At 69.6% G+C, this 24,982-nt stretch carries 25 protein-coding genes; 17 read left to right on the forward strand and 8 right to left on the reverse strand.

The window, feature by feature from the left end:
* Positions 1-37: 37 nt before the first annotated feature.
* On the forward strand, positions 38-1,180 hold the full coding sequence (locus tag ABT340_RS02315; RefSeq protein ID WP_352008824.1) for an SMI1/KNR4 family protein: 1,143 nt from the start codon (positions 38-40) through the stop codon (positions 1,178-1,180).
* A gap of 55 nt (positions 1,181-1,235) precedes the next feature.
* Here ABT340_RS02315 and ABT340_RS02320 read toward each other — a convergent pair whose 3' ends face one another.
* A complete protein-coding gene (locus ABT340_RS02320) occupies positions 1,236-1,844 on the reverse strand; it encodes a DUF3043 domain-containing protein (protein WP_352008825.1) in 609 nt (202 codons plus the stop codon).
* A 170-nt stretch (positions 1,845-2,014) separates the two neighbouring features.
* On the opposite strand from ABT340_RS02320, the gene ABT340_RS02325 reads away from it, so the two are divergent.
* From ABT340_RS02325 to ABT340_RS02355, 7 genes are all read left to right on the forward strand, one after another.
* Positions 2,015-2,818 (forward strand): PspA/IM30 family protein, encoded by an 804-nt coding sequence (locus ABT340_RS02325; protein ID WP_386190060.1) that lies wholly within the window; start codon positions 2,015-2,017, stop codon positions 2,816-2,818.
* On the forward strand, positions 2,815-3,093 hold the full coding sequence (pspAA, locus tag ABT340_RS02330; protein WP_352008827.1) for a PspA-associated protein PspAA: 279 nt from the start codon (positions 2,815-2,817) through the stop codon (positions 3,091-3,093). Before ABT340_RS02325 ends, pspAA begins: the two co-directional genes overlap by 4 nt.
* A gap of 9 nt (positions 3,094-3,102) precedes the next feature.
* A complete protein-coding gene (gene htpX / locus ABT340_RS02335) occupies positions 3,103-4,011 on the forward strand; it encodes a zinc metalloprotease HtpX (protein WP_352008828.1) in 909 nt (302 codons plus the stop codon).
* Between the two features lie 4 nt (positions 4,012-4,015).
* Positions 4,016-4,594, forward strand: a complete 579-nt coding sequence (pspAB, locus tag ABT340_RS02340) for a PspA-associated protein PspAB (RefSeq protein ID WP_352008829.1) — start codon at positions 4,016-4,018, stop codon at positions 4,592-4,594.
* Between the two features lie 21 nt (positions 4,595-4,615).
* The gene (locus ABT340_RS02345) at positions 4,616-6,079 is read left to right on the forward strand and encodes an alpha/beta fold hydrolase (protein WP_352008830.1); all 1,464 of its coding nucleotides are present in this window, start codon (positions 4,616-4,618) and stop codon (positions 6,077-6,079) included.
* A gap of 82 nt (positions 6,080-6,161) precedes the next feature.
* On the forward strand, positions 6,162-8,393 hold the full coding sequence (locus ABT340_RS02350; protein WP_352008831.1) for a serine/threonine protein kinase: 2,232 nt from the start codon (positions 6,162-6,164) through the stop codon (positions 8,391-8,393).
* An 88-nt stretch (positions 8,394-8,481) separates the two neighbouring features.
* Positions 8,482-9,231 carry an SIMPL domain-containing protein gene (locus tag ABT340_RS02355; RefSeq protein ID WP_352008832.1) on the forward strand — a complete coding sequence of 250 codons (750 nt, stop codon included), beginning with the start codon at positions 8,482-8,484 and terminating at the stop codon, positions 9,229-9,231.
* A gap of 52 nt (positions 9,232-9,283) precedes the next feature.
* Here ABT340_RS02355 and nadA read toward each other — a convergent pair whose 3' ends face one another.
* Positions 9,284-10,438: a quinolinate synthase NadA gene (gene nadA / locus ABT340_RS02360; protein ID WP_352008833.1), complete on the reverse strand. Its 1,155-nt coding sequence runs from the start codon at positions 10,436-10,438 to the stop codon at positions 9,284-9,286.
* A 192-nt stretch (positions 10,439-10,630) separates the two neighbouring features.
* On the opposite strand from nadA, the gene erpA reads away from it, so the two are divergent.
* The gene (gene erpA / locus ABT340_RS02365; RefSeq protein WP_352008834.1) at positions 10,631-10,984 is read left to right on the forward strand and encodes an iron-sulfur cluster insertion protein ErpA; all 354 of its coding nucleotides are present in this window, start codon (positions 10,631-10,633) and stop codon (positions 10,982-10,984) included.
* Between the two features lie 160 nt (positions 10,985-11,144).
* The gene (locus ABT340_RS02370; RefSeq protein ID WP_352008835.1) at positions 11,145-12,131 is read left to right on the forward strand and encodes a carbohydrate kinase family protein; all 987 of its coding nucleotides are present in this window, start codon (positions 11,145-11,147) and stop codon (positions 12,129-12,131) included.
* Between the two features lie 39 nt (positions 12,132-12,170).
* Here ABT340_RS02370 and ABT340_RS02375 read toward each other — a convergent pair whose 3' ends face one another.
* Entirely contained in the window at positions 12,171-12,440 is a 270-nt protein-coding gene (locus tag ABT340_RS02375; RefSeq protein WP_352008836.1) for a sulfurtransferase TusA family protein, read from the reverse strand.
* Between the two features lie 25 nt (positions 12,441-12,465).
* Complete coding sequence (locus ABT340_RS02380) at positions 12,466-13,602, reverse strand: cysteine desulfurase family protein (RefSeq protein ID WP_352008837.1); 1,137 nt, start codon at positions 13,600-13,602, stop codon at positions 12,466-12,468.
* A 216-nt stretch (positions 13,603-13,818) separates the two neighbouring features.
* Here ABT340_RS02380 and ctaC point away from each other — a divergent pair, with 216 nt between their 5' ends.
* The 4 genes from ctaC to ABT340_RS02400 all read left to right on the forward strand — a co-directional run bounded on the left by ctaC (position 13,819) and on the right by ABT340_RS02400 (position 18,009).
* Positions 13,819-14,580, forward strand: a complete 762-nt coding sequence (gene ctaC, locus ABT340_RS02385) for an aa3-type cytochrome oxidase subunit II (protein WP_502992426.1) — start codon at positions 13,819-13,821, stop codon at positions 14,578-14,580.
* On the forward strand, positions 14,577-16,241 hold the full coding sequence (gene ctaD / locus ABT340_RS02390) for an aa3-type cytochrome oxidase subunit I (RefSeq protein WP_449343614.1): 1,665 nt from the start codon (positions 14,577-14,579) through the stop codon (positions 16,239-16,241). Before ctaC ends, ctaD begins: the two co-directional genes overlap by 4 nt.
* Positions 16,238-16,633, forward strand: coding sequence for a cytochrome c oxidase subunit 4 (locus ABT340_RS02395; RefSeq protein ID WP_352008839.1), 396 nt, complete (start codon positions 16,238-16,240; stop codon positions 16,631-16,633). Before ctaD ends, ABT340_RS02395 begins: the two co-directional genes overlap by 4 nt.
* 179 nt (positions 16,634-16,812) lie before the next feature.
* Positions 16,813-18,009, forward strand: a complete 1,197-nt coding sequence (locus ABT340_RS02400) for a L,D-transpeptidase (RefSeq protein ID WP_352008840.1) — start codon at positions 16,813-16,815, stop codon at positions 18,007-18,009.
* A gap of 199 nt (positions 18,010-18,208) precedes the next feature.
* Here the strand turns inward: ABT340_RS02400 and qcrB are convergent, their stop codons facing one another.
* From qcrB to ctaE, 4 genes are read right to left on the reverse strand one after another with little or no spacing between them, the layout of a single operon-like run.
* Positions 18,209-19,855, reverse strand: coding sequence for a cytochrome bc1 complex cytochrome b subunit (gene qcrB / locus ABT340_RS02405; RefSeq protein WP_352008841.1), 1,647 nt, complete (start codon positions 19,853-19,855; stop codon positions 18,209-18,211).
* Entirely contained in the window at positions 19,852-20,961 is a 1,110-nt protein-coding gene (gene qcrA, locus ABT340_RS02410; protein ID WP_352008842.1) for a cytochrome bc1 complex Rieske iron-sulfur subunit, read from the reverse strand. Before qcrA ends, qcrB begins: the two co-directional genes overlap by 4 nt.
* Positions 20,958-21,770 (reverse strand): cytochrome bc1 complex diheme cytochrome c subunit, encoded by an 813-nt coding sequence (qcrC, locus tag ABT340_RS02415; protein WP_352008843.1) that lies wholly within the window; start codon positions 21,768-21,770, stop codon positions 20,958-20,960. The genes qcrA and qcrC overlap by 4 nt, the downstream gene beginning before the upstream one ends.
* A 16-nt stretch (positions 21,771-21,786) precedes the next feature.
* Positions 21,787-22,404, reverse strand: a complete 618-nt coding sequence (gene ctaE / locus ABT340_RS02420; RefSeq protein WP_352008844.1) for an aa3-type cytochrome oxidase subunit III — start codon at positions 22,402-22,404, stop codon at positions 21,787-21,789.
* A gap of 195 nt (positions 22,405-22,599) precedes the next feature.
* Here ctaE and ABT340_RS02425 point away from each other — a divergent pair, with 195 nt between their 5' ends.
* The 3 genes from ABT340_RS02425 (at position 22,600) to ABT340_RS02435 (ending at position 24,982) form a co-directional block, all read left to right on the forward strand.
* Entirely contained in the window at positions 22,600-22,998 is a 399-nt protein-coding gene (locus tag ABT340_RS02425) for a response regulator (RefSeq protein WP_352009452.1), read from the forward strand.
* A 24-nt stretch (positions 22,999-23,022) separates the two neighbouring features.
* Positions 23,023-24,069: an anthranilate phosphoribosyltransferase gene (gene trpD, locus ABT340_RS02430; RefSeq protein ID WP_352008845.1), complete on the forward strand. Its 1,047-nt coding sequence runs from the start codon at positions 23,023-23,025 to the stop codon at positions 24,067-24,069.
* An 85-nt stretch (positions 24,070-24,154) separates the two neighbouring features.
* The gene (locus ABT340_RS02435) at positions 24,155-24,982 is read left to right on the forward strand and encodes a sensor histidine kinase (RefSeq protein ID WP_352008846.1); all 828 of its coding nucleotides are present in this window, start codon (positions 24,155-24,157) and stop codon (positions 24,980-24,982) included.

Below are 24,982 nucleotides of genomic sequence, written 5' to 3' on the forward strand. Positions count from 1 at the left end.
CAGAGGGATTCGGGATACTCTGCCCGGCGTGTCGCGGTTGATCACTTCTAGATGGGTACGGCTCGCACTGGTGGCCGCCGTGGTGACGGCGGTCGTCGTGGCGGTCCTGCGCCTGCGCCGCCCTCCGGCGGTCCGGCGTCAGGAGGGCCTTCCCGAACCGTCCCGCGCCGAGACCGCCGCGGCCCCCGGCGTGCGGGCGGCCCCCGAACCGAGGGCGTGGCCTCCCGCCCCGATCCTCGGCACGCCGAACGCAGAGATCCTCAAGGGGTACGCGACCGTCACCAGGCCTCCCGCCTTCCTCACCCGGCAGGCCGTACCGCGCACGCCGCTCGACGGGGCCGCCAGGCGCGTGCTGACCCGCTGGGCCGCGGCCGCGTGCGCGCTGGGCCTACTGGCCGTGGGCGCCCAGGTCCTGGACGACGCGGTCTTCTCCGGCAGGAGGCACGCGGGGGAGCCGTGCGCGGGGGAGACGGTCTGCCAGAGGGCCGCGGCGCCGGTGACGGAGATCCTGGAGACGCCCGCGCCGGCCGTCCCGGACGCCGACTGCGACCCGGCGGCGCGTACCCCGCACCGCAGGCCGGTCAGCCCCAGGGTGACCAGGGCGGTCGACCGGCAGTGGAACAGGATAGAGAGGTGGCTGAGGGCCAACACCCCGCGGACCTACCGCGCGCTCAGTGCCCCCGCAAGGTCCGGGACCATCGCCGTCGCCGAGGCTCAGATGGGCCTGCGCCTGCCCGACGACCTGCGCGCCTCCCTGCTGCGGCACAACGGCGGGGCGCCTCTCCTGATGGGGGAGAGCCCGCTGGACGTCAGGGGGATCCGCGACACCTGGCGGACGCTGTGCGAGGTCGACGGCGTCGACGGATACACGGGTGAGGAGATCGGCGAGAGGTCGGAGTGGTGGGACGGGCGGATGATCCCGTTCACCGCGGACGGCACCGGTTGCCATCTGCTCATCGACTCGGTCGCGCGCGACGTGGGAGGAAAGTGCGAGGACGAGCCGATCGGCTTCACGCCGGGCGGGGTTCGCCTGAGGTCCTACTACGCGCTGCTGAAGGCGACCGCCGACGCGCTGGAGACCGGCGGGAGGATCGGCTACTGGAGGCCGAGGGCGGCCGGCGGCGCGCTGGACTGGGAGATCGTCGACGCCGGAGCCGAGGCCGAGTACGCCGATCCGTGACATGCCGTGACATGCCACGGGCCCCGGTCCGTGTGGACGGGGCCCGTTCCGCGTTCTACTTCTTGGGCGGGACCGGCTTGCCGCCGGGCAGGAGGGTAGGCGGCGGGAAGCGCAGCTTGCGGATCTGCAGCGCGCGCATCGCGGCGTAGAAGCCGATGCCCTTGAGGTTGTCCGAGGGGAACTTCTCCTCGGCCAGCCGCTTGATCTTCCAGCCCACCCAGATCGAGGTCATCAGCACGCCGATCATCATGAGCGGCCAGCCGATCGTGATGACGGCGACGTAGATCTGGCCGCGAATCTGCTCGGGGAAGGGGACCCAGGTCACCAGCAGGATGAACAGGGAGAAGGGCAGGAAGTACTGACTGGGCAGGCGCCGGGAGTCGACCCAGTCCCGGGCGAACTTGCGGGCCGGGCCCCGGTCACGCGCGGGGAAGTATCGCTCGTCGCCACGCAGCATGCCCTCGCGGGCCTTGACGCGCTCGGTGGCCTGGCGCTCACGGAGCTGCCGGTAGGCCTCCTTGCGGTTCTGGGGGGCGTTCACCGGCTGACGGCGGCGCCCCTCGGCGTCGCGGCGCTTGGGTGTGGGACGCCCCTTGCCCGCAGGCTTAGGATCGTTGACGGAGACGGGGGAGTCGTCCGCGGTGGTCTGGGTACGTCGGAACACATCGTCAGCCTACCGGGAGTGCAACTTAGTGACGCCCTCGTGCGTTATGCGTAGGGTGAACCTAGGTGGCTCCGGTGCTTAGCTTGGGGGGCTGGAATCACTGGGGTGACCCGAAGCGCATTTGAAGAAGGGGACGGCCGACGCGCATGAGCGTGATGAAGAGACTTTCAATGATCTTCAAGTCCAAGGCGAACAACGCCTTGGACAAGATGGAGGATCCGCGCGAGACCCTCGACTACTCCTACCAGCGTCAGTTGGAGTTGTTGCAGAAGGTGCGCCGTGGTGTGGCCGATGTCGCCACCTCGCGCAAGCGGGTGGAACTGCAGATCAACCAGATCGAGGCTCAGGCACGCAAGCTTGAGGAGCAGGGCCGTAAGGCGCTGGGGGTCGGCCGTGAGGACCTGGCCCGTGAGGCGCTGACCCGCCGGTCGAGCCTGCAGACCCAGATCGCCGAGCTCCGGGTGCAGCACGACAACCTCCAGGGCGAGGAGGAGAAGCTCACCACCGCCTCGCACCGCCTGCAGGCCAAGGTCGACTCCTTCCGTACGCGCAAGGAGACGATCAAGGCGACCTACACCGCCGCCGAGGCGCAGACCCGCATCAACGAGGCCTTCTCCGGCATCTCCGAGGAGATGGGCGACGTCGGCCTGGCGATCCAGCGGGCCGAGGACAAGACCGCCTCGATGCAGGCCCGCGCGGGCGCCATCGACGAGCTGCTCGCCAGCGGCGCGCTCGACGACTTCAGCGGCCAGCGCGGCGACGACATCCAGGCCGAGCTCGACCGCATGGGCGGCGGGCACGACGTGGAGCTGGAGATCGCCCGGATGAAGGCCGAGCTCGGCCAGGGCCCCGCGCCGAAGAGCGCGATCGAGCAGGGCCCGTCCCAGCAGGGCTACCAGCAGCAGCCTCACCAGCAGCCGCAGCAGCAGCCCCAGGGCACCCAGCAGTTCCGCCAGCCGGGGGAGGGGCTGTGATCGTACGAATCATGGGCGAGGGGCAGATCGCCATCGACGAGGCCGACCTCGACGTTCTCAACACCCTCGACGGCGAGCTTGAGGCCGCCATCGCCGCCGAGGACGAGGCCGCCTTCCGGAGCAGGCTGCACGACCTGCTCGACAAGGTCCGCCACGTCGGCAAGGCGCTTCCCGACGACAGTCTGGAGCCGTCCGAGCTGATTTTGCCTCCGGCAGACGCTTCCATGGACGAAGTGCGGGAGATGCTCGGTGATGAGGGCCTGATTCCCGGATAGTTTGGGCATATGGCACATACCCGGTTCGCCCCGGACCGGGGCCTGACCAACCGCATGGTCCTGACCATGTTCCTGCTGGGCCTGCTCTACGTCGTGTTCGTCGGCGTACTGGTGGCGCTGGGCGTCCAAGCCGTCGTGGTGCTGCTCATCGCGGGTGCCATGCTCCTGGTGCAGTACTTCATGTCCGACCGCATCGCGTTGTTCGCGATGCACGGGCGTGTCGTCGGCCCCCAGGAGGCGCCGGAGCTGCACGGCGTGATCGACCGGCTCTGCGCCATGGCCGACATGCCCAAGCCGCGGGTGGCGATCGCCGACTCGGACGTCCCGAACGCGTTCGCCACCGGCCGCAACCAGAAGAACGCCGTGGTCTGCGCGACCACGGGCCTGCTGCGGCGCCTGGACCGCGCCGAGCTCGAAGGCGTGCTCGCCCACGAGATGTCCCACGTGGCCCACCGTGACGTCGCGGTGATGACGATCGCCTCATTCCTGGGCATCGTCGCCGGGCTGATGACCAGGGTCGCGCTCTACAGCGGTCTCGGTGGGCGCAGGGACAACCAGAACGGGCCGCCGATCGGCCTGATCGTGATGCTGGTCTCCGTCCTGGTCTACGCGGTCAGCTTCCTGCTCACCCGCGCCCTGTCGCGCTACCGCGAGCTGGCCGCCGACCGCGCGGGGGCGCTGCTGACCCAGCGGCCGTCGGCCCTGGCCAGCGCGCTGGTCAAGGTCTCCGGTGACATGGCCCGTATCCCGACCAGGGACCTGCGCGAGGCGGAGCCGTTCAACGCGTTCTTCTTCGTCCCCGCGCTCGCGGGTCGCGCGGGAGCCTCCCTGGCCTCGCTGCTGGCCACCCACCCCCCGCTCGACCGGCGTCTTGAGCAGCTGCGGAGGATCTCCGGCCAGCTCGGCCAGGGGGTGTGAGCCGGTGGCCAGATGGTGGGACGCGCTGCTTGGCCGTACCGACCCCGTCAAGCCCGACCTGGACGCGCTGTTCGCGCTGCCGTCGGCCGCGGTGACCCTGCAGGCCGCGACCGGCCTTGAGCCGAACGGGGTGGGGTCCGTCTGCTTCCGCTCCGCGGAGGGCGGGGCGTTCAGCGCTCTGGAACACGACGTCGTGGAACTGCTCGCCACAGGCGAGGGACCGCCGGTCGAGGAGGTCAGGGACTCCTACGGCTACACCTGGCTGGTGGTGCGCCGTGACCCCGGCGCGCTCGGCGGCCTGGTCACCGACCTGCACGCGGTCAACTCCTCCCTGGAGGTGGCGGGCTTCGGCCCGTCCCTGCTCTGCTCGCTGGTCACCTTCACCGGCTCGGCCTCCCCGGGAGGGGGGATCGCGTTGGTCTACCTCTACAAACGGGGCACCTTCTACCCGTTCGCGCCGATGCCCGGCCGGCGCAGGGACAACCCGCTGGAGCTTCAGGTGCGCGGCGCGCTCGCCGGGGAGCTGAAGATCGAGCCCGACCTCGGCCGCTGGTTCCCCCTCTGGGGCGCCCCCGGGCTGTGACCGGTGCGCTCCAGGCGAGGTGTGACGAAGGCCGCCGCCCTGGCGTTCCTCCTGGCGGGCCTGTGTTACACGGCCTGGGCGCCGCTGCAGTTCCTCAACCCGCGGGTGGACCGTTCCCTCTCCTATCTCAGCGAACTGGCCGCCGTGGACCAGCCGTGGTCGTGGCTGGTGCGCTGCGCCGACGTGCTGGCCGGGGCCGCCTGTCTGGCCGGGGTCGCCCTGGCGCCCGACGAGCGTCCCGGTGGGGCGGGCGCGGCCGGCTGGCTCGGCCTGGCGATGTTCGGGACGATGACGGTGCTGGACGCGGGTGTCTTCCCGCTGGACTGCGCGGTGCTGAGCGACCCCTCGTGCGCCGCGGCGGAGGCGGCGGGCCGTCTGTCCGTCTCCCACACCGTCCACGCGGCGGTCAGCTCCCTGGCCCTCGCGGGGGCCGGGCTCAGCCTCGTCGCGCTGCCGGTGAGCGCGCTGCGGCGGCGCCGCCTGCTCCCGCTGGGGTACGGCGGTGCCGTACTGGCCGTTCTGATGGCCGCCGCGACGGCGTGGACACTCATCCTGGTCGCCGAGGCGGAGGAAGGCGTGCCCGGTGTCCCCGTCGGTCTCGCCCAGCGTCTGCAGGTCGGGGTCGTGGCGCTCTGGCTGCTGCTGGCCGGGGCCGCGCTGTGGCGCGACAGGACACGCGTGGTCCCGCAGAGGTCGCACGTCCTGCTCCAGGGGACGGGAACGCCGCCGGTGGTGATCTGCGCGGGAATGGCCGGGGCGTGGTTCCACTGGGACCGGGTCGCCGAGGACCTTCGCTCCGACCACCTGGTGATCCGTTTCGACCGTCCCGGCCTCGGGCTCAGCTCGGGCCACCCGGGGCCGCCGTCCCTGGCCGAGGAGGCGGGACGGATCGCCGCGCTGGCGCGCAGGCCGATCGTGGTCGGTCACTCCGTCGCGGCCTTCCACGCCGAGGCCTTCGCCAGACTCAACCCCGGCCGGGTCGCGGGCCTGGTCCTGGTCGATCCGAGCTGCGAACGGCCGGCCGGGCGCGGGGGCGGGACGCGGGCCGCACGGGGGGCCGTGCGCGGTGCCGTGCAGAGGGCGCTGCCCGCACTGGGCGGGACGTTCGGCGCGACCGTGCTCGCCCGTCTGGTCCTGCCTCCGGCGCACCGCCTCCTCATGGGGCAGCACGAGGAGGCCGGGCTCGTGTACGGCAGGGGCCGGGTGCTGGCCGCGGCACTGGCCGAGTGGCTCGCCTACCCGGAGATGGCCGCGGAACTCGACGAACTACGCCGCGCCCGCCCCCTGCCCCCGGTCCCGGTCGTCGTGCTCAGCGCGGGATCCGGCGACGCCTGCCACCGCGACCTGGCCCGGCTGCTCGGCGCCCGGCTGGTCCCGCTGGCGGACAGCGGGCACGAGGTACAGCTCGACCGGCCGGAGGCGGTCGCCGAGGCGGTCAGGACACTCGACGTCCCGCGCGACACACCTCCCGTGGCCGGGCGCTGATGCACTGACCGTGACTATTTGCCGTCACAATGGAGCCTAAAAGGCCCCTAAAGGGAGGGTAGGTATGCCGGACCTTGCGTCCTTGCGGTCTGGAGATCCCGAGCAGGTCCGGGAGTACCGGCTCACCGCGCGGCTCGGCGAGGGCGGGCAGGGAACGGTCTACCTCGGCGTCTCCCCGACGGGTGCCCAGGTCGCGGTCAAACTGCTGCGGGCCGATCTGGCACAGGACGTCGAGGCGATGGAGCGCTTCGTCCGCGAGGTCAGCACGGCCAGACGGGTCGCGCCGTTCTGCACCGCCGCGGTCATCGACACCGGGATGGACCGTAACCGCCCCTACATCGTCAGCGAGTACATCGACGGCCCGACGCTGGCGGAGGTCGTGGCCGCCGAGGGGCCGCGTGAGGGCTCGGCGCTGCACCGCCTGGCGATCGGCACGGTGACCGCGCTCGTCGCGATCCACCAGGCGGGGATCGTGCACCGGGACTTCAAGCCGTCCAACGTGCTGCTGGCCCCCGACGGGCCCCGGGTGATCGACTTCGGCATCGCCAAGGCGCTGGACCGGACCTCGACGCTGACCGCCACGGCGATCGGCACCCCCTCCTACATGACGCCCGAGCAGCTCGCCGGGGAGACGGCGGGGTCGCCCGCGGACATGTTCGCCTGGGGCTGCACGATGGTCTTCGCGGCCACCGGCAGTCCTCCGTTCGGCACGGACAGCCTGCCCGCGATCTTCAACCGCATCATGAACCTTGAGCCCGACCTGCGGGCCATCGCCGACCCGGCGCTGCGCGAACTGGTCGGCCAGTGCCTGGCCAAGGACCCCGCCGTACGGCCGAGCGCGGGGGACGCCCTGCTGCGGCTGCTCGGTCACGCGGGCACCGTACCGGGCGGCATGCCAGGCACCGCGGCACCGGCGGCGCCAGGGGGCATCCTCGCCGAGGGGTCGGCCGCCGCCGCCCAGCGGACGGGTCCCGGCGGGTACGGCCAGGCGCCCCCTCAGCAGCCCCGGTTCCCTCAGCAGCACCACCAGCAGCCCGGACCGCCCGTCCAGGAGGCCTACCCGCAGGCTCCGTTCTACGGCCGTCCCGACCAGACGGGGCCCGGCGCGCTGGGAACGGTCCCGGCGGGACGGCCGTCCTACCCGGTTCCCGGGCCCGGTTACCCGCAGTCGCCCGCGCCGGGCTACCCGCCCCACGGGGCGGCGCCGTACGGGAACAAGGGGCGGCGGGGGGTCTGGATCGCGCTCGCGGCGGGCCTCGTCGTCCTGCTGGCCGGGGGCGGCCTCGCGCTGACGCTGGTGAACGGGGAGCCGGAGACGGGCAGCGAGACGGGCGTGATCGACGTCGCGGAGACCGGTGACCCGGTGAAGCCGGACCGGAGCGACGCGCCGCCGACGCAGGACCCCACGGTCGCCGACCCGCCGCAGCAGACGAACAAGATCAAACTGCCGGGCAGTTCGATCACGCTCCACGAGAACCCGGACGACCCGATCAAGCTCACCGCCTACAGCCTCGACTGGGACAAGACCCTCTACACGCGTTCCCGGGCCGGCGCCTTCAGCAAGAACGACAAGTACTTCCAGTACGTGGTCAACACCGAGGGCACCAAGGCACTGGGGGTCGACAGGCAGTACGACTCGGGCAACTACGCCGTCGTCTCCCTCGTCGACCGGAGCGACAACTCCGTGACGCCGCTCAGGATCGCCAAGACGCCGGTCTACGCGACCGTCCCCCAGTGGTCCCCGGACGGCACCCGTGGCCTGGTGACGCTGTACGAGTCGGCGGGCAAGACCAGCAAGGAGTACGGCTACGCGATCATCGACATAGCCAAGAAGAAGGTCAGGACCGTCCGGGTCAAGGAGAAGGACGCCGGGAAGTGGAGCTACTTCTGGCGGGGGGACGGCAAGGCGGTCGGCACCTGGGCGCTCACCGGCAAGACCAAGCGCATCCGCTTCTACGACCTGCAGGGCACGGTCCTGCAGACCCTGCTCGACGTGGGCACCCCGCTCACCGTCGAGGGCGACGACGTCTCCCCCTCGGGCACGTTGATCATGACCTACTGCAAGCAGGACAACAAGAAGGTCTGCGTCTGGTCCACCGTCGCCGACGCGGACGCCCAGCACCGGGTCCCGTTCGAGACCGACCGGCTCATCGGCTGGTACGACGACACGCACATCGCGGGCTGGCGGCGCAAGGGGAGCGGCTACGAGGCCGTGGTGATCGACTTCGAGGGACGCGTCAAGCGGGTCCTGGCCACCACGACCAACGCCGAGGAGTACAAGAAGCAGTACATGCGCTTCACCCGCGCCGACTGACGGTCCGATCCCCAAGTCTCCGCAAGACACGGCGGACGGCGCCGGGCTTCTCCCCGGCGCCACCGCTCCGCCGTGGTGCCATGAGCCTATGATCAAGTTGTCTCACATCACGGCCGCGGGGGCCGCCGTGGCCGCCGCGGTGTTCGTCACCGCGGGGCCGCTCGGCGGGGCCGCGTCCGCAGACACCGCTTTCGGCACCGCTTTCGACACCGGGAGGACGGTCATGGAGGAGAACCGAGACCAGGTGACGGTCGTGGGGGAGGGCAGCGTCTCCTCGGCCCCCGACGTCATGCGCCTGAACACCGGTGTCGAGGTGCGCCACGCGAGCGCGAGCCAGGCCTTCGCCGAGGCCAGGGCCGCCGCGGCCAGGCTGACCACGGCGCTGAGGGGGGCGGGCGTCGCCGCCGAGGACCTGCGCACGAACGAGTTGTCCCTGGGGCCCGAGTACGAGACCTACCCCAAGGTCTCCGCCTACCGGGCGGCCCAGGGCGTCGAGGCCGTGGTGCGTGACCTGGAGAGCGCCGACAGGGTCATCGAGGCCGCGGTGGCCGTGGGTGAGGAGGTGCGCCTGAACGGCCTGTCCTTCGAGGTCTCCGACAGCCGTGGCGCGCTCGGGGCGGCACGCGACCTGGCCTTCGCCGACGCCAGGGCCCGCGCCGAGCAGTACGCGAGGCTGGCGGGCCGCCGGCTGGGCCGGGTCGTGGCGATCGCCGAGGAGAACGTCACCCCGCCCAGGCCGGTGTCCTACGGGGCGGGGTTCGCCGCGGAGAAGGCCTCCGTCAGCCCCGGCCAGCAGACCGTCTCCGTCAGCGTCAGGGTGGTCTACGGGCTCGGCTGAGCCCCGCTGGAGCCCGCCCGGGGCCCCACAGCGGGGCCCCGGCGAAAGAGGGTCAGGGCAGGGCGAGCATGCGGTCCAGGGCGACCTTGGCCCAGCGGGTGGTCTCCGGGTCCACGGTGATCTGGTTGACCGTCTGGCCCGCCGCCAGCGACTCCAGCGCCCACACCAGGTGCGGCAGGTCGATCCGGTTCATCGTCGAGCAGTAGCAGACGGTCTTGTCGAGGAACGTCACGTTCTTGTCGGGGAACATCTGCCCCAGCCGCTTGACCAGGTTCAGCTCGGTGCCGACCGCCCAGGACGACCCGGCGGGGGCCTCCTTCAGCCTGTTGATGATGTACTCGGTCGATCCGACGTAGTCGGCCTTGGTGACGACCTCGTGCCTGCACTCGGGGTGGACCAGCACGTTGACGCCGGGGATGCGCTCACGCACCTCGTCGACGCACTCGGCGGTGAAACGGCCGTGGACCGAGCAGTGCCCCTTCCACAGGATCATCTTGGCGTTCTGGAGCTGCTCGGCGGTCAGGCCGCCGTTGGGCCGGTGCGGGTTGTAGACGACGCAGTCGTCGAGGGACAGGCCCATCTCCAGCACCGCGGTGTTGCGCCCCAGGTGCTGGTCGGGCAGGAACAGCACCTTCTCCCCACGGGAGAAGGCCCATTCGAGGGCGCGCCTGGCGTTGGAGGAGGTGCACACGGCGCCGCCGTTGCGCCCGCAGAAGGCCTTGATGTCGGCGCTTGAGTTCATGTAGGTGACCGGGACGGTCGTCTCGGCGATCCCGGCGTCCTGCAACGCCTCCCAGCACTCCTCGACCTGGTCGAAGGTGGCCATGTCCGCCATCGAGCACCCGGCGGCCATGTCGGGCAGCACGACCTTCTGGTCGTCGTTGGTGAGGATGTCGGCGGACTCGGCCATGAAGTGCACGCCGCAGAAGACGATGTACTCGGCCTGCGGCCTGGCCGCGGCGTCGCGGGCCAGTTTGAAGGAGTCGCCGGTCACGTCGGCGAACTGGATGACCTCGTCACGCTGGTAGTGGTGGCCGAGGACGAAGACCCGCTCCCCGAGCGCCGCCTTGGCCCGCCTGGCACGCTCGACGAGCGCCGGGTCCGAGGCGGTCGGCAGCTCCCCGGGACAGTCGACACCGCGCTCGCTGTGCGGGTCTGTCCCCCTGCCGAGGACGAAAAGCGGAAGGCCGGTCTCGGTGGTCGTCACGACCACACCCCCTTATCGTCGAACTGACGACTAATGATGACACACGCCTCCGGGGGTTTTATTCCGGGGTGGGGAAGGGCCGAAGCCCCAGGAATGTGTAGCGGTCTGCACGTGTTGGTAGCGTCTAAGAAGGACGTCACACACAGACAGCCGACCCGTCCGGGCGGCTGACGCAGACGCGGGAGTCACCACATGTCGGTTGAGAGCAGCGAGACCAAGACGCAGGGCCTGGTCCTCAGTGACGCGGCCGCGGCCAAGGTCAAGAGCCTGCTGGAGCAGCAGGGCGAGGAAGGCCTCAAGCTGCGCGTGGCCGTGCAGCCCGGTGGCTGCTCGGGCCTGCGCTACCAGCTCTTCTTCGACGACCGTTCGATGGACGGCGACGTCGTCTCGGACTTCGACGGTGTCAGCGTTGTCACCGATCGGATGAGCGCGCCCTACCTCGGTGGCGCGACCATCGACTTCGTCGACACGATCGAGAAGCAGGGCTTCACGATCGACAACCCGAACGCCACCGGTTCCTGTGCCTGCGGCGACTCGTTCAACTAACGGACGCACGCGGACAGTCCGCGGCAAGTGACATACGGCGGCCCCGCGGGGTGAGATCTCTCACCTCGCGGGGCCGCCGTGCGTCCATGTGGTCACGTATTCTTGCGGGGCTCCAAACCCCGTCCATCCAGAAGATGCTGACAACGAGGAGAATGACCCCGTGCGCATCGCCGTCACCGGCTCCATCGCGACCGACCACCTGATGACCTTCCCGGGGCGCTTCGGCGACCAGCTCATCGCCGACCAGCTCGACCGGGTCTCCCTGTCGTTCCTCGTGGACGACCTGCAGGTCCGCCGCGGAGGCTGCGCGGCCAACATCGCCTTCGGCATGGGCAGCCTGGGGCTGCGGCCCGTCCTGGTCGGCGCGGTCGGCACGGACTTCGCCGACTACCGCTCCTGGCTCGAACGGCACGGTGTCGACTGCGACTCCGTGCACACCTCCGAGGTCCACCACACGGCCCGGTTCCTGTGCACGACCGATGACGACCACAACCAGATCGCCTCGTTCTACACCGGCGCGATGGCCGAGGCCAGGCTCATCGAGCTGGGCCCCATCGCCGAACGGCTCGGCGGCCTCGATCTCGTCCTGATCAGCCCCAACGACCCCGAGGCGATGCTCAGGCACACCGACGAGGCCCGGGATCGGGGCATCCCGTTCGCCGCCGACCCCTCCCAGCAGCTCGCGCGCATGCCCGGTGAGGACATCAGGAGGCTCGTGGACGGCGCCGCCTACCTGTTCGGCAACGACTACGAGCGCGGCCTGATCGAGCAGAAGACCGGCTGGTCGGACGAGGAGATCCTGGAGCGGGTCGGCGTCCGCGTCACCACGCTCGGCCCCAAGGGCGTGGTGATCGACCGCAAGGGCGAGCCGTCCCTGCACGTCTCGCCCGCCCCGGAGAACGGCAAGGCCGACCCGACCGGCGTCGGCGACGCCTTCCGGGCCGGATTCCTGTCGGCCCTGGCCTGGGGCCTGTCGCTGGAGCGCTGCGGCCAGCTCGGCAACCTCACCGCGACCCACGTCCTTGAGCGTGTCGGCGGCCAGGAGTACGAACTCGGCCAGGAGGAGTTCCTCAAGCGCCTCGCCGCCGCCTACGGCGCCGAGGCCGCCGAGGAGGCGGGCCGTTTCGTACGGTGCCACCACGCCTGAGATCGCACACCGCCCCTCCCGCGCGCCGGGAGGGGCCGGTCAGTAGTTGCGCCGCACGTGGATGGCCCAGCCTCCGTCGGGAAGCTCGTAGCTCGCCACGTGGTGGTGCGACTTCAGCCTGCACCAGGCCGGGATGTCGGTGAAGGCGGCGGGATCGTCGGCCAGGACCGAGACGATCGCGTTGCGCGGCACGTAGTTGATCTGCTCGGCGAGCATGATGATGGGAATCGGGCATTTCTTGCCCAGCGCGTCGATGGTCAGCGCGGGAGGCTGGCCCGCCTCCGCCTCAGCCGCCTGGATGGACGTCATGGAGCGCTCACTCCCCACATCTTGGTCACGACTTGACTCCCGCGTCCTCACGAATCCTCCTCACCGCGTCCGGCAGGACGGTGAGGAAACGGTCGACATCCGTCGCGGACGCGCCCTGGGGCAGCGATACCCGTACGTTCCCGTGCGTAAGCACGCCCATGGCCTCCAAAACATGCGACGGACGAAGCGTACTGGCCGTGCAGGAGCTGCCAGATGATACGGCGAACCCTGCCTTGTCCAATTCTGTCAGTAACGCTTCACCTTCGACGTAAAGACAGGAAAAGGTGATGATATGCGGTGCCCGGGAGACCGGGTCGCCGATCACCTCGACGTCCGGGACGAGCCGGGGGACCTCGGCCCTGATCCGGTCGACCAGCGCGGACAGGCGCGCCGACTCCCTGGCGGATTCGGCGGCCACGGCGCGCAGCGCGGCGGCGGCGGCCACGATCGCGGGCACGTTCTCGAACCCGGGGACCCTGCGCCGCTCACGCTCGTCCTCGGGCAGCGGGCTGCGCCAGCGGGTGCCCTTGCGGACCGCCAGCACACCGACCCCCGCGGGGCCGCCCCACTTGTGCGCGCTGGCCGTCAGCACCGACCAGCCGCCGGGCGTCGGCATCCGGCCCGCGGTCTGCGCGGCGTCAACCAGCAGCGGCACGCCCGCCTCCGCGCACGCCGCCGCCGCCTCGGCGACCGGCTGGAGCGTCCCGACCTCGTGATTGGCGCTCTGCAGGCAGGCCAGCGCCGTGCCCGGCGCCAGTACGGCCTCGCGGAAGGCGGCCGGGTCGACCGCGCCGGTGAGGCCGACGCCGACCGTCTCGACGCTGCCCCCGTCGCGTTCGTGGACCTCGGCGGCGTGCAGCACACTGGAGTGCTCGACGGCGGAGGTCACCAGGCGGCGCCCGGTCCTGCGCCGCCCGTGCAGGGCGCCCAGCACGCCGAGGTGCACGGCCTGGGTCCCGGAGGAGGTGAAGGAGATCTCGTCGGGGCGGGTTCCCAGGGCCTCGGCGACCTCTGTACGCGCCTGTTCCAGTAACATCCTTGCCCGGCGGGCGGGGCCGTACAGCCTCGCCGGGTCGACCCAGCCGGCGTCGAGCGCCGCGATGAGAGCCTCGCGTGCCTGAGGGTGCAGCGGCTCTGTCGAGGCCGCGTCGAAGTACGCCACGTCCCAATCGTCGCATCACACGCGGCGCAATCGGGGGCTGCGCGGGGGGGCGAGGGTGGTCCGCGCTAATGTGTCCCCCAGCGTAAAGCTGTGAACTACAAGTTGTGAACATGAACAAACGACCGCCCAGGAGCGATTTCTGGGCTTCATCTGTGGGGTAGGCGATCCGTGAGTCCGACCCGCCGTTCCGCACGGCGTCCGTTGGCCCGCCGCCGGGTGCCACGCGCTGCCGCTCTGGCGCTGCTGCTGGTTTCCGTGTCGGCGTGCAGTGCTGAGAACATCGCCGGGGAGTGGTCTCGTGGCGGTATGACCGAGGGCATCACCAAGCAGGCCGATACCGTCCAGAGCCTGTGGAACGGCTCCTGGATCGCGGCACTCGCCACCGGTTTGGTCGTGTGGGGCCTGATCCTGTGGTCCGTGGCCTTCCACCGTAAGAGGAAGAACTCCAAGGAGAGCCTGCCTCCGCAGGTGCGCTACAACCTCCCGATCGAGATCCTCTACACGGTTGTGCCGATCATCATGGTCGGCGTCTTCTTCTACTTCACCGCGCGGGACCAGAACTACATCAACGCCGTCTCCGGCAAGGCCGACGTCAAGGTCAAGGTCGAGGGCTTCCAGTGGAGCTGGCGCTTCACCACCGACTACAACGGCAAGAAGGCCGAAGTGGTCGGCATGCCCGTCAGCGACTACCGCCAGGGCCCGCGGCTGGTGCTTCCCGCGGGCAAGAAGGTGGAGTTCGACCTCGTCTCGCCCGACGTCATCCACTCCTTCTGGGTTCCCGCCTTCCACTTCAAGCGGGACGTCATCCCCGGAGTGGAGAACAAGTTCGAGGTCGAGACCCTGAACAAGTCCGGTGTGTTCGCGGGCCGCTGCGCCGAGCTGTGCGGTACCGACCACAGCCGGATGCTCTTCTACGTGGAACTCGTCAGCCCAGCCGAGTTCGACAAGTACATCGCTAGTCAGGCGGGTGCCCAGTGACCGCACTTCAAGAGCCCATCGCTCTGACCCCGGTGACGACCCGCAAGGGCTCGGTCGTCGCGAAGTGGATGTCGTCCACCGATCACAAGATCATCGGACACCTCTACCTCATCACCTCGTTCGTGTTCTTCCTGATCGGCGGCGTGATGGCGCTGATCATGCGGGCCGAGCTGGCGCAGCCGGGGCTGCAGCTCACCAGCAACGAGCAGTTCAACCAGCTGTTCACCATGCACGGCACGGTCATGCTGCTGATGTTCGCGACGCCGCTGTTCGCGGGCTTCGCCAACGAGCTGATGCCGCTGCAGATCGGCGCCCCGGACGTGGCCTTCCCGCGTCTGAACATGGTCAGCTACTGGCTGTTCCTGTTCGGCAGCACCATCGCCCTGTCGGGCTTCCTCACCCCGGGCGGCGCGGCCAGCTTCGGCTGGTTCGCCTACGCCCCGCTGTCGGACGCGATCCACTCGCCCGGTATCGGTGGCGACCTGTGGATCGTCGGTCTGACCATCAGCGGTCTGGGCACGATCCTCGGCTCGGTGAACTTCATCACCACGATCGTGTGCATGCGCGCTCCGGGCATGACGATGTTCCGCATGCCGATGTTCACCTGGAACATCCTGCTCACCTCGATCCTGGTGCTGATGGCCTTCCCGGTGCTGGCCGCCGCGCTGCTGGCGCTCGAGGCCGACCGCAAGCTCGGCACGCACATCTTCGACTCGGCCACCGGTGGTGCCATGCTCTGGCAGCACCTGTTCTGGTTCTTCGGCCATCCCGAGGTGTACATCATCGCGCTGCCGTTCTTCGGCATCGTGACGGAGATCCTGCCGGTCTTCAGCCGCAAGCCGCTGTTCGGCTACATCGGCCTGGTCGGCGCGACCATCGCCATCGCCGGTCTGTCGATCACCGTGTGGGCGCACCACATGTTCCCGACCGGCCAGGTGCTGCTGCCGTTCTTCTCCTTCATGACGTTCCTCATCGCGGTCCCGACCGGAGTGAAGTTCTTCAACTGGATCGGCACGATGTGGCGGGGACACCTGTCGTTCGAGTCGCCCATGCTGTTCTCGATCGGCTTCCTGGTGACCTTCCTCTTCGGTGGTCTGACCGGCGTCATCCTGGCCTCGCCGCCGCTGGACTTCCAGGTGTCGGACTCCTACTTCGTGGTGGCCCACTTCCACTACGTCGTCTTCGGCACCGTGGTCTTCGCGATGTTCGCGGGCTTCTACTTCTGGTGGCCCAAGTTCACCGGCAAGATGCTCAACGACACGCTGGGCAAGGTCCACTTCTGGACGCTGTTCATCGGCTTCCACACCACGTTCCTGGTGCAGCACTGGCTCGGCGCGGCCGGCTTCCCGCGCCGCTACGCCGACTACAGCCCGGCCGACGGCTTCACCAACCTGAACATGGTCTCCTCGGTCGGCGCGTTCCTGCTGGGCGCATCGACGCTGCCGTTCCTGTACAACGTGTGGCGGACCCACAAGTCCGCCCCCAAGGTCACGGTGGACGACCCGTGGGGCTACGGCAACTCGCTGGAGTGGGCGACCTCCTGCCCGCCGCCGCGGCACAACTTCACCTCGCTGCCGCGCATCAGGTCCGAGCGCCCCGCGTTCGACCTCAAGTACCCGCACATCACCTCGGCCTCGCGTGAGCTGGAGGACAACCGATGAAGGTCCAGGGCTGGCTGTTCATCCTCTGCGGCATCTTCTTCGCCGCGGTGGACGTCGTCTACTGGTTCTGGTCAAGGGAACCGGTCGGCACGACGGCGATGGCGATCTCGGTCGGCTTCGCCTTCATGATCGGCTACTACCTCATGTACACCGCCCGCCGCATCGGCGAGCAGCCTGAGGACGACAAGCAGGGCGAGATCAGCGACGGCGCGGGGGAACTCGGCTTCTTCAGCCCGCACAGCTGGTGGCCGCTGTTCGTCTGCCTGGCCGTCTCGCTCACCGCGGTCGGCCTGGTCATCGGCTGGTGGCTGTTCCTGATCGGTGTGTTCGCGGTCATCATGAGCATGATCGGGTTCGTCTTCGAGTACTACCGGGGTCACTTCTCGCACTGAGCGCGTCGCCACCCCAGGCTTCCGGAAACGGGCCACGGAGATTCCGTGGCCCGTTTTTTGGTGTTTATTGGGGACCCACACCCATCGCCATATGTGGCGCTCCGCTTACTACGGGTAATAACAGGATCACCGGACCGGTCCTGAACAGGGGAGTACACGTGGGGCACGTGGGACAGACGATGCGTGGTTCGATTCCGGGGGCCGGGCTACTGGCCCTGCTACTGGTGGCCTCATGCTCGGACGGTTCCACCACCGCCGCGCGCGGGCCGGCGGGACCCGTGTCGCACGCGGACGCGGCGGTCAGTGTGGTCCCCCTCGACAGGGCGGGCAACGTGCCCACCCACGCGACCGTCCTGGTGGCGGCCAGCGGGGGGACACTCAGGAACGTCACCGTGAAGGGCCCCAGGAACTCCCTGACGGGTGTGCTGAGCGCCGACGGGACCCAGTGGCACAGTCAGGACACCGCGCTGCCGGGGACGACCTACGAGGTCACCGCGGTCGCGGTGAACCCGGGAGGAAAGGTCAGCGAGACCCACACCTCCTTCTCCACGGTCAAGGCGGAGAAGACCTTCGAGATCAAGGAGTTCCTCCCCGACAAGGAGCTGACGGGCCTGACGGTCGGGGTCGGCATGCCGGTCATGATCACCTTCGACCAGCCCATCACCGACCGCGTCGAGGTCGAGCGCAACCTGGCGATCCGCTCCTCGAAGCCGGTCCTCGGGGCCTGGCACTGGTTCGACGACAAGACCGTGCACTTCCGCCCCAAGACGTTCTGGCCCGCCAACACCACCGTCCGCGTCGACGCCAACCTTGAGGGCGTCAGGGGCGGCAGGGGCGTGTACGGCAAGCAGAACCAGAGCATCCGCTTCAGGGTCGGCCGCTCCCAGATCACCCGGGGCAGCACCCAGACCCACCACCTGACCGTCAGGCGCAACGGCAAGGTCGTCAGGCAGATCCCGATGAGCGCGGGCCAGGGCGGCGCCTGGAAGTACTACACGACCAGCGGCGTGCACCTGGCCATGTCCAGGGAGCCGGTGACCATCATGACCTCGCCCGGCATCGGCCCCGGCTCTCCCGGCTACTACCAGATGACCGTCTACAACACCGTCCGCATCTCCAACAGCGGCGAGTACGTGCACAGCGCCCCGTGGTCGGTCGGCTCCCAGGGGTACTCCAACGTCAGTCACGGCTGCGTCAACGTCAGCCCGGACAACGCCGTCTGGTTCATCAACAACACCCTCATCGGTGACCCGATCATCATCACGGGCACCCCTCGCCCGCTTGAGCCGACCAACGGCTGGGGCCACTGGCAGGAGGACTGGAAGCAGTGGCTGAAGTGGAGCAGCGTCAAGTACTTCACCACCGACTCCCTGTGACGCCTGAAGGCCGCTGAGAGGCCTTTTGCGGCTCTCGGGTCAGGAATGCGGCCAGGCCGTTTCCGGGGCTCCGTGAGCCGTACAGGGGCGTCCCAGGGCGGGCGGGGCTCGTCGCCGGCTCCGGGCGGAGACAGACAACGGGGCCCGGACACCTGATCGGTGTCCGGGCCCCGTCGTGTGGCGAAGCTTGTGACGGCCTCTAGTGGGTCAGGGACCTGTCGTCCCCGCCCGAGCCGACCTGCGCGTGCTCGCCGTGCTCGACGCCGTGACCGTGGCCGTCGTCCAGCGGGATCTTCTCGCCGCCGTAGGCCTTGCTCATCTTGGCGCGGAGCCTGCCGAGCGGGCCGCGCATCCCCTTGGGCGGGATGCCGTCCTTGTCGGTGTCGGTCCCGGCGATGGTCGGAACCGGGGCCTTGCCCCGCAGGTGCGCCTCGATGGAGGACTCCGGCGGAACGTGGACCTCGATGTACTCACCGTGGGGCAGACGCTTGATGACACCCGACTCCACGCCGTGCCCGATGATCGCCGCGTCGCTGCGCTGCAGGCCGAGGCAGATCCGGTAGGTGACGATGTAGGCCACCAGCGGGCCGAGGAAGACCAGGACCCGGCCGATGTAGGTCGTCCAGTTGAGCGAGACGTGGAAGACCGAGGAGATCTCGTCGTTCGCGCCCAGCAGCCACAGCACACCGTAGAACGTGATGGCCGAGATGCCGATCGAGGTGCGGTGCGGGTTGTTGCGGGGACGGTCGGCGACGTGGTGCTCGCTGCGGTCCCCGGTGACCCACTGCTCCAGGAAGGGATACAGGGCCAGGCCGGTCATGATGATGCCCATCGGGACCAGCGCCGGGATCAGCACGCTCATCGGCAGCGTGAAGCCCAGGACGTTGATCTCCCAGGAGGGCATCAGACGGAGCGAGCCCTCAAGGAAGCCCATGTAGAAGTCGGGCTGGGAACCCGCCGAGATGTCGGCGGGCGTGTAGGGACCGAACAGCCAGATCGGGTTGATCTGGGCGAAGGTGCCCAGCAGCGCGATCACGCCGAACGTGAACATGAAGTACGCGCCCGCCTTGGCCATGAAGGCCGGGTAGAACGGCGCGCCGACCACGTTCTCGTTGGTGCGTCCCTTGCCCGGCATCTGGGTGTGCTTCTGCACCCACATGAGGACCATGTGGGCGGAGATGAGCGCGAGCAGGATGCCGGGGATGAGCAGGATGTGCAGCGAGTAGAACCGGGAGATCACGTCCTCGCCGGGATACTCGCCGCCGAAGAGGAAGAAGGTGATCCAGGTGCCGACCAGCGGCAGCGAGATCGCCACACCCTCGGTGATGCGCAGACCCGCGCCGGAGAGCAGGTCGTCGGGCAGGGAGTAGCCGGTCAGGCCCTCGGCCAGCGCCAGCGTCAGCAGCAGCACGCCGATGAGCCAGTTCAGCTCGCGCGGCTTGCGGTACGCACCGGTGAAGAACACACGGAGCGCGTGCACCATCATGCCGGCGACGAACAGCAGGGCCGCCCAGTGGTGCATCTGCCGCATCAGCAGACCACCGCGCACGTCGAAGCTGATCTGCAGAGCCGAGGCGTACGCCTCGGACATCGTGACGTCCTTGAGCGGTTCGTAGGAGCCTTCGTAGACGACGTGCGCCATGGAGGGCTTGAAGAAGAACGTCAGGAAGGTGCCGGTCAGCAGCAGGATGATGAACGAGTAGAGCGCGATCTCACCCAGCAGGAACGACCAGTGGTCGGGGAACACCTTGCGCAGGTTGCGCTTGAGGAAGTTTCCCGCGCCGAGCCGGTCGTCGAGGAAACCGCTCGCGCCCGCGATGGGCTTCGGAACCGTTCCGGTGCTCATGCGTGGCCTCCCTTCTCACGGACCTCGGCCTCGGCGTCGCCGCGTTCCCAGAAGCTGGGTCCCGGCGGGACGGCGAAGTCGGCCGTGGCGACCAGGTAGCCCTCGCTGTCGACGGCGATGGGCAGCTGGGGCAGCGGCCTGGCGGCCGGACCGAAGATCACCTTGGCGCCGTCCGCGGCGTCGAAGGTGGACTGGTGGCACGGGCACAGGATGTGGTGGGTGGTCTGCTCGTACAGGGCCGCGGGGCAGCCGACGTGCGTGCAGATCTTGGAGTACGCCACGATCCCGTCGTGCGTCCAGTTCTTGTTCGTCCCGGACTTGATCTCCTCCGGGCGGAACTTGATCAGGATCAGCGTGGCCTTGGCCAGGGCGTCGAGGTCGTGCTCGTAACCTTCGGGCACGACCGACAGGATGCCGCCGGGGGAGTTGAAGTCGGCCGCGCGGATCGGCGCGCCGGTTCCCTCGACGACGAGCCTGCGGTCCTTGCCGTCCTTGGTCTTCTCGCCCCAGACGGTGTGCCGCAGCTTCTCGGGGAAGTTCTTGTAGCGCGGGCCGAGGTCGCGCAGCAGCACTATCGGCAGCACGCCCAGCGGGGCGGCGGCCAGCAGGAGCGTACGGCGCAGCAGCGGCCGCTTGGTGATGCCGCTCTCGGCGGCGCCCTGCAGGAAGGTCTCGCCGACCTGCCCCCTGACCTCGGAGGAGGAGGCCATCGTGTGGCGCTCCTGGACCAGGCTGTACTTCGGCATGACCATGCGGACCCAGAACACGATGCCCGCCGCGAGCGACAGCAGCGCCAGGGTCAGCGAGCCGCCCAGCGCCAGGGTCGAGGTCTTGGTCGTCTCGACGTCGCCCACCTGGAAGATCACGTAGGAGGCGACGAAGGCGACCGCGGCCAGGAAGGTGATGAGGAAGCACAGGGCCGCGGCCCGCTCACCCTTCCTGGCGGTCTGCTCGTCCTGCAGGTTCACACCCGGGACGTCGGCTGCGGCTTCGGTGCGCTCCTCCTCGCCCAGCAGGGAGGTGGCCGTCGCGGGCGCCGGGGTGCCGATGACGCGGTGTGGCACGCGCCCCTCGGGCTGTTCGATGTCGTGGTTGTTGTCTGTCATTGGTGGGCCTGTCGCTTCTTGGCGGTGATCCAGATAGCGGCCAGGGCGAGCAGGCTGATGCCCGCGATCCAGGCCACGAGACCCTCGGTCACCGGACCGATGCGGCCGAGGCCGGCGCCGCCCGGGTTGGGCTCGTCACGCACGCCCACGATGTAGGCGATCATGTCCCGCTTCTGGTCGGGGGTGATGATGCTGTCGTTGAACACCGGCATCGCCTGCGGGCCGGTGACCATGGCCTCGTAGATCTGCTTCGGGGTGGCCTCGTTCAGCGGCGGGGCGTACTTGCCCTGGGTCAGGGCACCCCCGGCGCCGACGAAGTTGTGGCACTGGATGCAGTTCGCGCGGAACAGCTCGCCACCCTTCGACTTGTCACCCTTGGCCGGGTCGACCTGCTCGTCGGCGGGGACGGTGGGACCGCCGCCCAGCGACTGGATGTAGGCGGAGAGCTGCCGGACGGTGTCCTCGTTGACCCAGGGCGCCGTCGGCTTGCGCGGGGCCTGGGCGCCGGGGTTGGCCAGGGGCATACGGCCACTGCTGACCTGGAAGTCCACGGCGGCTGCGCCGACGCCGACGAGCGTCGGGCCGTTCTTGGTGCCCTCGGCGCTGAGGCCGTGGCAGCTGGAGCAGCTCTGCTCGAAGAGTTTCTTACCCTCGGCGACGTCGTCGGCCCTGCCGGACGCGATGGCCGCGTCAGCCCGCTCGCTCGTCGGAGCCGCGAGGGTGTAGAACCCCCCGAGCAGCCCAAGGGCAAGAAGCAGGACGGCGTATCTCGCGAGGGGATGCCGCCGCCCAGCGGTGATCCTATTCACAGAGATCCCCGATTCCTTAATGAATGCCGTAGATGGTCACGAAAAGGCCGATCCAGACCACGTCGACGAAGTGCCAGTAGTAGGACACGACGATGGCGCTGGTCGCCTGCTCACGGGTGAAGCGCTTCGCGGCGTACGTGCGTCCCAGCATGAACAGGAACGCGATCAGTCCACCGGTCACGTGAAGGCCGTGGAAGCCCGTGGTCAGGTAGAACACCGAGTCGTACGCGGAGTGCGACAGGGTGTGCCCCTCCTCGACCAGCTGGCTGTACTCGTACAGCTGGCCGGCGACGAACACGGCACCCATCAGGAAGCTGACGATGTACCAGAAGCGCAGCTTGGCGACCTGGCCCTTCTCAGCCGCCCACACGCCCAGCTGACAGGTCACGCTCGACAGGACCAGAATGATCGTGTTGACCAGCGAGAACTGGACGTTCAAGTGAGCCTCCGGCCAGGGGAGACCCTGGCCGAGACTGACCGACCGGATGGTGAAGTACATCGCGAACAGCGCCGCGAAGAACATGAGCTCAGAGGACAGCCAGACGATCGTCCCGACGCTGACCAGGTCTGGCCTGCGGGACGAATGCGCTGTCGTCGTCGTTGATATTGCGGATGCTGTCGCCACGGGCAGCATTATTGCGGTTCTCCTGGTCGGGTCGCCGCACGACCCCCCACTAGGGGGTCCCCGCGCTCCCTAAAACCGGGCTTATGGCGCATTTATCTCATGGATGCGTCCGGTCTGGGTCTCCGGGCGAGCCGCCCGGTACCATCCCAGGTGACCATACATCGACAAGGGATAGTGAGCGCCACCGTGAGCACCGACGACAAGATGAGGGTCCTCGTCTACAGCGACGACGCGAGCACTCGCGAGAAGGTGCGGCAGGCGATCGGCAGGCGTCCCGCCGCCGACGTGCCCCTCGTGGAGATCGTGGAGTGCGCCACCCACGCGAAGGTCGTCCAGCACTTCGACTCGGGTGAGATCGACGTCGCCGTGCTCGACGCCGAGACCCAGCCCGCGGGAGGCATGGGGGTCGCCAGGCAGGCCAAGGACGAGGTGTACGACTGCCCGCCGATCTGCCTGCTGATCGCCCGCCGCGACGACCGGTGGCTGGCCGAGTGGTCCCGCGCCGAGGCCGTCGTGCCGCAGCCGATCGACCCGGTCGTGCTGGCCGACACCGTCGCCGACCTGATGCGCCGCCGCCTGTCGACCCGCCTGACCGCCCGGTAGACCGAACCCCTCTGGAGACCCCACATGGACGCGCGCACCACCTGGCCCGCGTTGTTGTCCGCCCTGCTCGCGGGTGAGCACCTCACCGCGGACGAGAGCTCCTGGGCGATGAACGAGATCATGTCCGGTTCGGCGACCTCCGTGCAGATCGCGGGCTTCGCCGTGGCGCTGCGGGCCAAGGGGGTGACGGTCGCCGAGCTGACCGGGCTGACGCGCACCATGCTGGAACGGGCGACCCCGCTGACGGTCGAGGGGCCCGTCGTCGACGTTGTCGGCACCGGTGGCGACCGTGCCCACACCGTCAACGTCTCCACGATGGCCGCCATCGTGGCCGCCGCGGCCGGCGCCCGGGTCGTCAAGCACGGCAACAGGGCCGCCTCCTCCCTCTGCGGGGCCGCCGACGTGCTGGAGCACCTGGGAGTCGTGCTCGACCTGACGCCGGAGAACACCGCCAGGGTCGCCGTCGAGGCGGGCATCTCCTTCTGCTTCGCGCCCGTCTACCACCCGGCGCTGCGCTTCGTCGGGCCGGCGCGCAAGGAACTCGGCATCCCGACCGTCTTCAACTTCCTCGGGCCGCTGACCAACCCCGCCAGGCCGCAGGCCCAGGCCATCGGCATCTTCGACCCGATCATGCTCCCCGTGGTCGCCGGCGTGTTCGCCGAGCGCGGCGTCTCCGCCCTGGTCTTCAGGGGCGACGACGGTCTCGACGAGCTCACCACCGCGACGACCTCGACCGTCTGGATCGTGCGTGACGGCACCGCGAGGAAGACCGTCTTCGACCCGGCCGTGCTCGGCATCCCCAGGTCCGACCAGGACGCGCTGCGCGGCGGGGACGTGGCCTTCAACGCGCAGGCCGTACGCGACCTGCTGGGCGGCAAGACCGGGCCGGTCCGCGACGCGGTGCTGCTCAACGCCGCCGCGGCCCTGGTCGCCTACGACGCCGCGGGCGACGACCTGGACGCCGCGATGGCGGGCGCCTACGCCAGGGCGGGACAGGCCGTCGACTCCGGCGAGGCCGGGGCGCTCCTCGACCGCTGGGTCGAGGTCAGCCAGGCTCTGAAAACGCCCTGATCCGCGAGTCCTCCCCTCCCGGGCGGACGCAAGATCCTCCCGTGAGGGGATGTCGCGCTGGTCGTGGCCGCCCTAGATTGCGCCCATGTGGCGTGTTGACCTTCCTGCCTGGCGAGTGGCGCTCGGCCTGCTTGTCCTCGCGGTCGTCTGCCTCTCGCTGGCCGCGGCGAGGCTGGCGCGTGAGCGACGCCTGCTGCTGCTGAGCCTGGCCGCCGAGCGCACCAGGCTGGCCGGGCAGCGGGAGGCGCTGAGCCGTGCCGCGGCGATGCGGGAGCGCGCCCGCATCGCCGGGGAACTGCACGACGTGGTCGCCCACGGGGTCAGCATGATGACGCTCGGCGTCGGCGCGGGCCGGATGATCATGGAGAAGGACCCCGCGAGGGCCCGCGAGACACTGCGCGTCGCCGAGGAGTCGGGCCGTCAGGCGCTCGTCGAGTTACAGCGGATCCTGAGCCTGCTGAGCGTCGAGGGCGCCCCCGCGGCGACCAGGCACCCCCAGCCAAGGCTGTCCGACCTGTCCGACCTGCTGACCCAGGTCCGTACGGCGGGCCTGCGGGTCGAGGTGGTCGAGGACGGGTCCCCGGCGGAGGTCGGCCTGACCCTGGAACTGGCGGCCTACCGGATCGTCCAGGAGGCGCTGGGCAACACGCTCAAGCACGCGGGAGCCAGTACGGCCCATGTCACGCTGCGCTGGCGTCCCGGCTTCCTCGACGTGCTCGTCCGCGACGACGGCCAGGTGGTTCCTCCGCCCGCCGGGGCCGGCGCCGGGACGGGGCTGCTCGGCATGCGTGAGCGCGCCACGATGTTCGGCGGGAGCCTGGAGGCCAGGCCGATGCCCGAAGGGGGGTTCGAGGTGCGGGCCCGCCTGCCGACAACGGGCGAACTACGCCCGGGGGCCCGCCTGCCCACCTGA

Source organism: Streptosporangium sp. NPDC000239 (assembly GCF_040300765.1).
Taxonomy (GTDB): Bacteria; Actinomycetota; Actinomycetes; order Streptosporangiales; family Streptosporangiaceae; genus Streptosporangium.

Excerpts from the sequence above, each read along its gene's own strand:
- qcrA (WP_352008842.1), bottom strand. The coding sequence starts at position 20,961 with ATGACAGACAACAACCACGACATCGAACAGCCCGAGGGGCGCGTGCCA.
- ABT340_RS02395 (WP_352008839.1), top strand. The coding sequence starts at position 16,238 with ATGAAGGTCCAGGGCTGGCTGTTCATCCTCTGCGGCATCTTCTTCGCC.
- trpD (WP_352008845.1), top strand. The coding sequence starts at position 23,023 with ATGGACGCGCGCACCACCTGGCCCGCGTTGTTGTCCGCCCTGCTCGCG.
- ABT340_RS02355 (WP_352008832.1), top strand. The coding sequence starts at position 8,482 with ATGATCAAGTTGTCTCACATCACGGCCGCGGGGGCCGCCGTGGCCGCC.
- qcrB (WP_352008841.1), bottom strand. The coding sequence starts at position 19,855 with ATGAGCACCGGAACGGTTCCGAAGCCCATCGCGGGCGCGAGCGGTTTC.
- ABT340_RS02435 (WP_352008846.1), top strand. The coding sequence starts at position 24,155 with ATGTGGCGTGTTGACCTTCCTGCCTGGCGAGTGGCGCTCGGCCTGCTT.
- ABT340_RS02325 (WP_386190060.1), top strand. The coding sequence starts at position 2,015 with ATGATCTTCAAGTCCAAGGCGAACAACGCCTTGGACAAGATGGAGGAT.
- ABT340_RS02400 (WP_352008840.1), top strand. The coding sequence starts at position 16,813 with ATGCGTGGTTCGATTCCGGGGGCCGGGCTACTGGCCCTGCTACTGGTG.
- ABT340_RS02425 (WP_352009452.1), top strand. The coding sequence starts at position 22,600 with ATGAGGGTCCTCGTCTACAGCGACGACGCGAGCACTCGCGAGAAGGTG.
- erpA (WP_352008834.1), top strand. The coding sequence starts at position 10,631 with ATGTCGGTTGAGAGCAGCGAGACCAAGACGCAGGGCCTGGTCCTCAGT.
- ctaE (WP_352008844.1), bottom strand. The coding sequence starts at position 22,404 with ATGCTGCCCGTGGCGACAGCATCCGCAATATCAACGACGACGACAGCG.
- ABT340_RS02375 (WP_352008836.1), bottom strand. The coding sequence starts at position 12,440 with ATGACGTCCATCCAGGCGGCTGAGGCGGAGGCGGGCCAGCCTCCCGCG.
- htpX (WP_352008828.1), top strand. The coding sequence starts at position 3,103 with ATGGCACATACCCGGTTCGCCCCGGACCGGGGCCTGACCAACCGCATG.